This is a genomic window from Oceanobacillus sp. MO10714A, assembly GCF_037072045.1.
GTDB classification, from domain to species: Bacteria; Bacillota; Bacilli; order Bacillales; family Amphibacillaceae; genus Oceanobacillus; species Oceanobacillus indicireducens.
Genome location: NZ_JAXHDC010000090.1, coordinates 1 through 4269, shown reverse-complemented (window position 1 = coordinate 4269; position 4269 = coordinate 1). Strand labels below are relative to the sequence as shown.

General features: G+C 40.4%; 3 protein-coding genes and 1 other annotated feature. Of the genes, 1 reads left to right on the top strand and 2 read right to left on the bottom strand.

Annotated features, from left to right (window positions below):
- Positions 1-178: 178 nt before the first annotated feature.
- Positions 179-943: a hypothetical protein gene (locus SPD53_RS19495; protein ID WP_156855560.1), complete on the bottom strand. Its 765-nt coding sequence runs from the start codon at positions 941-943 to the stop codon at positions 179-181.
- A 119-nt stretch (positions 944-1062) separates the two neighbouring features.
- On the opposite strand from SPD53_RS19495, the gene SPD53_RS19490 reads away from it, so the two are divergent.
- Positions 1063-1374, top strand: a complete 312-nt coding sequence (locus SPD53_RS19490; protein ID WP_156855664.1) for a rhodanese-like domain-containing protein — start codon at positions 1063-1065, stop codon at positions 1372-1374.
- Positions 1375-1426: 52 nt separating this feature from the next.
- Here the strand turns inward: SPD53_RS19490 and leuS are convergent, their stop codons facing one another.
- Positions 1427-3841 (bottom strand): leucine--tRNA ligase, encoded by a 2415-nt coding sequence (leuS, locus tag SPD53_RS19485; protein ID WP_156855561.1) that lies wholly within the window; start codon positions 3839-3841, stop codon positions 1427-1429.
- A 152-nt stretch (positions 3842-3993) separates the two neighbouring features.
- Positions 3994-4205 (bottom strand) — a binding site (T-box leader).
- Positions 4206-4269: the final 64 nt, after the last annotated feature.

Sequence of the window (4269 nt, the reverse complement as noted above, 5' to 3'; positions counted from 1 at the left end):
TCGTTCACCTCAAAAAGGCGACTTTATAAATATAACACACAAGATAACTCTGTGTCAACAATTAATTTCATTTATTAAATGTTGTTTACAAGGAATTAACCTTGGACTTATATCTTAGCATAGCCTTTTATGATTGTCAACAACAAAAACACTTTTCTTACATGATAATACATGTTTTTTAATAGAATTTAGCCGCGTCGTATTCTCCAGCCCCTTTCCAATCGACCTGTAATGCTATCCACTTGCCGTCTTCGTAGTACCAAAGTGTCTCAACTACACCTAACTGATCGGCGTGATAGGCTCCGCTTATCTGCTTAAAACTTTTCAGTCCATAACCATTGCGGTCACTAATTTCGACAGGTTCAAAAAAGGCAATCGGATCAATCATAAGGGGTGTTTCTTGAAGAAGTTTGCCTTCTTCATCAAATATTCCCAGTCTAATGTAATCATCTTTCCGATCCGCTACATCTACTAGAATAGGTTCTGCATTCAAAGCGAGTTCAATTACAGCCTGAAATCCGTCTTCAAAATATCCTTTTATATAGTCTTGCTCCGGTAAAGGGATTGATTCCAATTCACTACGAGCAAGTGTGTCAAGTTTTGATGTGTACAACCCACCGCTTCCTCCTGTAGGACTTTGATAGAAGATATCTGGAACATTATCGTGATTCAAGTCGATAAACTGAATAGTTGGGTCATATCCACCTTGATAATCAATTCGCCATTCTTCGGACTCCGATGTGATAATCGCAAAAATATCTTTGTAATATACGGAATCCGGACTAAAATGAACGCCATACAGCTTAATTGTTTCAAGCTTACCATCTCCAGTTACATCCTCTTCATATGTCGAGATGAGAACTGGTTCAACTTCATTTGCCGCTACTTCAATGGTTTGAAAAATCATAATCGGCACGATAAAAAGATAAATAAATAATCGCATACGGATTCCTCTTTTCGTATATTGTCATTTGCTAGCTTGTGTATCTTGATTGCAAGCTATGCATGAACAAAGTAAAATATAGCGTGAAATAGAAATCGTTAATAGGAAGGATAATTTTGATGGATCAAATTAAAGAAATAAGCACAACTGAAGTAGAAGAAATGCTAATAAAAGAACAAGACGTCGTCCTTATCGATGTAAGAGAAGATGAGGAAATTGCAAACGGAATAATTGAAGGGGCACTCCATATCCCTTTGAAACAAATACCAAAAGCAACAGATTCACTTGATCGGTCAAAAGAATATATCTTAGTATGCCGTTCGGGTGGAAGAAGTATGAACGCCGCATTATATATGAAAGAACAAGGTTTCAATGTTTCAAACATGATAGGTGGTATGCTCGACTGGCAAGGTGAAGTAATCATTAAATAACAAAAAAGCTTTCTCTCCTTTTCAAGTAGGAAGAGAAAGCTTTTTCCTTCTATTAATTAGCAACAATATTAACTAGTTTACCAGGGACAACAATTACTTTCCGAACTGTCTTCCCACGGGTCCATTCTTGGATCTTTTCATCTGCTAATGCTAATTGCTCAAGTTCTTCTTTTGAAGCGTCTCTTGATACATTTGCCTTCGAACGGACTTTACCCATTACCTGCAGGACGATTTCAATTTCATCTTCTACAAGCTTACTCTCATCAAATGCCGGCCATGCTTCATACGTTATCGTACCAGGGTTACCTAATCTATCCCAGAGTTCTTCTCCCATATGAGGTGCAATCGGATAAAGTAATTTAACAAAGCCTTCCGCATACTCTTTTGGTATCTGGTCGACTTTATAAGCCTCATTCGTAAATACCATTAATTGAGAAATCGCCGTATTAAAATGCAGATTATCATAATCTATGGTAACTTTTTTAACCGTTTCATGATAAACCTTATCTAATTTCTCATTTGACCCTTCCGTAACTTTATCTGTCAAACTTCCATCCTCATTGATGAACATGCGCCACACTCGGTCCAAGAAACGTCGTGCGCCGTCAAGTCCAGTAGTAGACCAGGCAACAGAAGCATCTAGTGGCCCCATAAACATTTCATATAGTCTTAGCGTATCAGCACCATGTGAGTGAACGATATCATCAGGGTTTACGACATTCCCTTTCGATTTACTCATCTTCTCATTACCTTCTCCAAGAATCATCCCTTGATTATATAGCTTTTGGAACGGCTCTTTCGTAGGTACGACACCAATATCGTATAAAAACTTATGCCAGAATCTCGCATAGAGCAAGTGTAATACCGCGTGCTCCGCTCCTCCAATATATAAATCAACCGGCAACCATTCTTTAAGTGCCTCCGGATCTGCTAACGCTTCTGTGTTATCCGGATCGATATACCGTAAGAAATACCAGCTGCTTCCTGCCCATTGGGGCATCGTATTCGTTTCACGACGACCTTTCATTCCGGTTTCTGGATCAACAACATTCACCCAATCTTCCGCATTCGCTAATGGAGACTCACCTGTACCAGATGGTTTGATTTCCTTAATAACAGGTAATTCCAATGGAAGTTCTTCCTCAGGAACAGCCGTCATTGAACCATCTTCCCAATGGATAATTGGAATTGGTTCACCCCAGTAACGCTGCCTTGCAAAGAGCCAATCGCGAAGACGGTAAGTGATTTTCTTCTCACCCTTACCATTTCGAGTGAGCCAGTCGATCATCTTCGTAATTGCTTCTTCGGTATGCAGTCCATTTAAAAATCCAGAATTGATATGGGGGCCATCGCCAGCATACGCCTCTTTCGTCATATCTCCACCACTTACGACTTCAATGATGGGAAGATCGAATTCTGTCGCAAATTCATAGTCCCGTTCATCATGCCCAGGAACCGCCATAATCGCCCCAGTACCGTAAGACATCAATACATAGTCCGCTACCCAGATCGGTACTTTTTTATTGTTAGCAGGGTTAATGGCATAGGCTCCCGTGAATACTCCGGTTTTATCTTTCGCCAAATCGGTTCTTTCCAGTTCGGATTTCGTCTCCACCTCATGAAGATATCCTTCAACTGCGTCCTTTTGTTCTGCGGTTGTAATCTCTTTAACGAAAGGGTGTTCTGGAGCAAGTACTGTATACGTTGCGCCGAACAGTGTATCCGGACGGGTTGTAAAAACGGTGAAATCTTTATCATGCCCATCAATCGTGAAGGTTACTTCCGCTCCCTCCGAACGACCGATCCAATTTCGTTGCATTTCTTTTAAACTCTCTGGCCAATCCAACTCTTCCAGATCTTCAAGCAAACGATCCGCATAAGCAGTAATACGAAGCATCCACTGCTTCATCGGTTTACGAATAACCGGATGACCACCACGTTCACTTTTCCCGTCAATAACTTCTTCGTTAGCGAGAACCGTTCCGAGTGCTGGACACCAGTTCACTGGCACTTCATCAATATACGCAAGCCCTTTTTCATACAACTTTGTAAAAATCCACTGGGTCCACTTATAATAGTTCGGATCCGTCGTATTAATTTCTCTATCCCAATCATAAGAGAAACCTAGTTCTTTAATTTGACGTTTAAATGTAGCAATATTTTGTTCTGTAAATTCCGCCGGGCTATTTCCAGTGTCCAAGGCATATTGCTCAGCTGGTAAACCAAATGCGTCCCACCCCATTGGGTGAAGCACCTCGTATCCTTGCATCCTTTTCATCCGCGAAATAATATCCGTTGCCGTATACCCCTCTGGATGACCGACATGAAGCCCTGAACCAGACGGATAAGGAAACATATCTAATGCATAGAATTTTTCTTTATCGGAATACGTATCCGCTTTAAACGTTTTATGTTTATCCCAATATTCCTGCCATTTCTTTTCAATCTCTGCATGATGATAACTCATGCTGTGACCTCCTTCATGCAACATGGTGCTGATTATTTTATATTAGAAAACTTGATTGTCACCGAGCCTTTCAGTGACAACCTTAGTTGCACTTATGCAGTAAGAAAGGATTTATCCTTTCTTATCTGCCAAAAAAAGCCACTCATCCCAAAGATAGGGACGAGAGGCTTATATTCCCGCGGTACCACCCAAATTAGCAATTATGCTCACTTTCCATCTTTAACGCAGATTTACGGCAGAAGTTACTCATTTCACCTCTGCAACTTATAGGTGAGTTCATAAATACATCATGAGCAGCTTCCACCACCCGCTGCCTCTCTATCCATGAATCGCATTTATTACTAATCCTATGCGACGTTTTTTTAATGTAATGATTACATCGAATTATAAAGAATCCTAAGATTATTGTCAAGATAAGCCAAATGTTC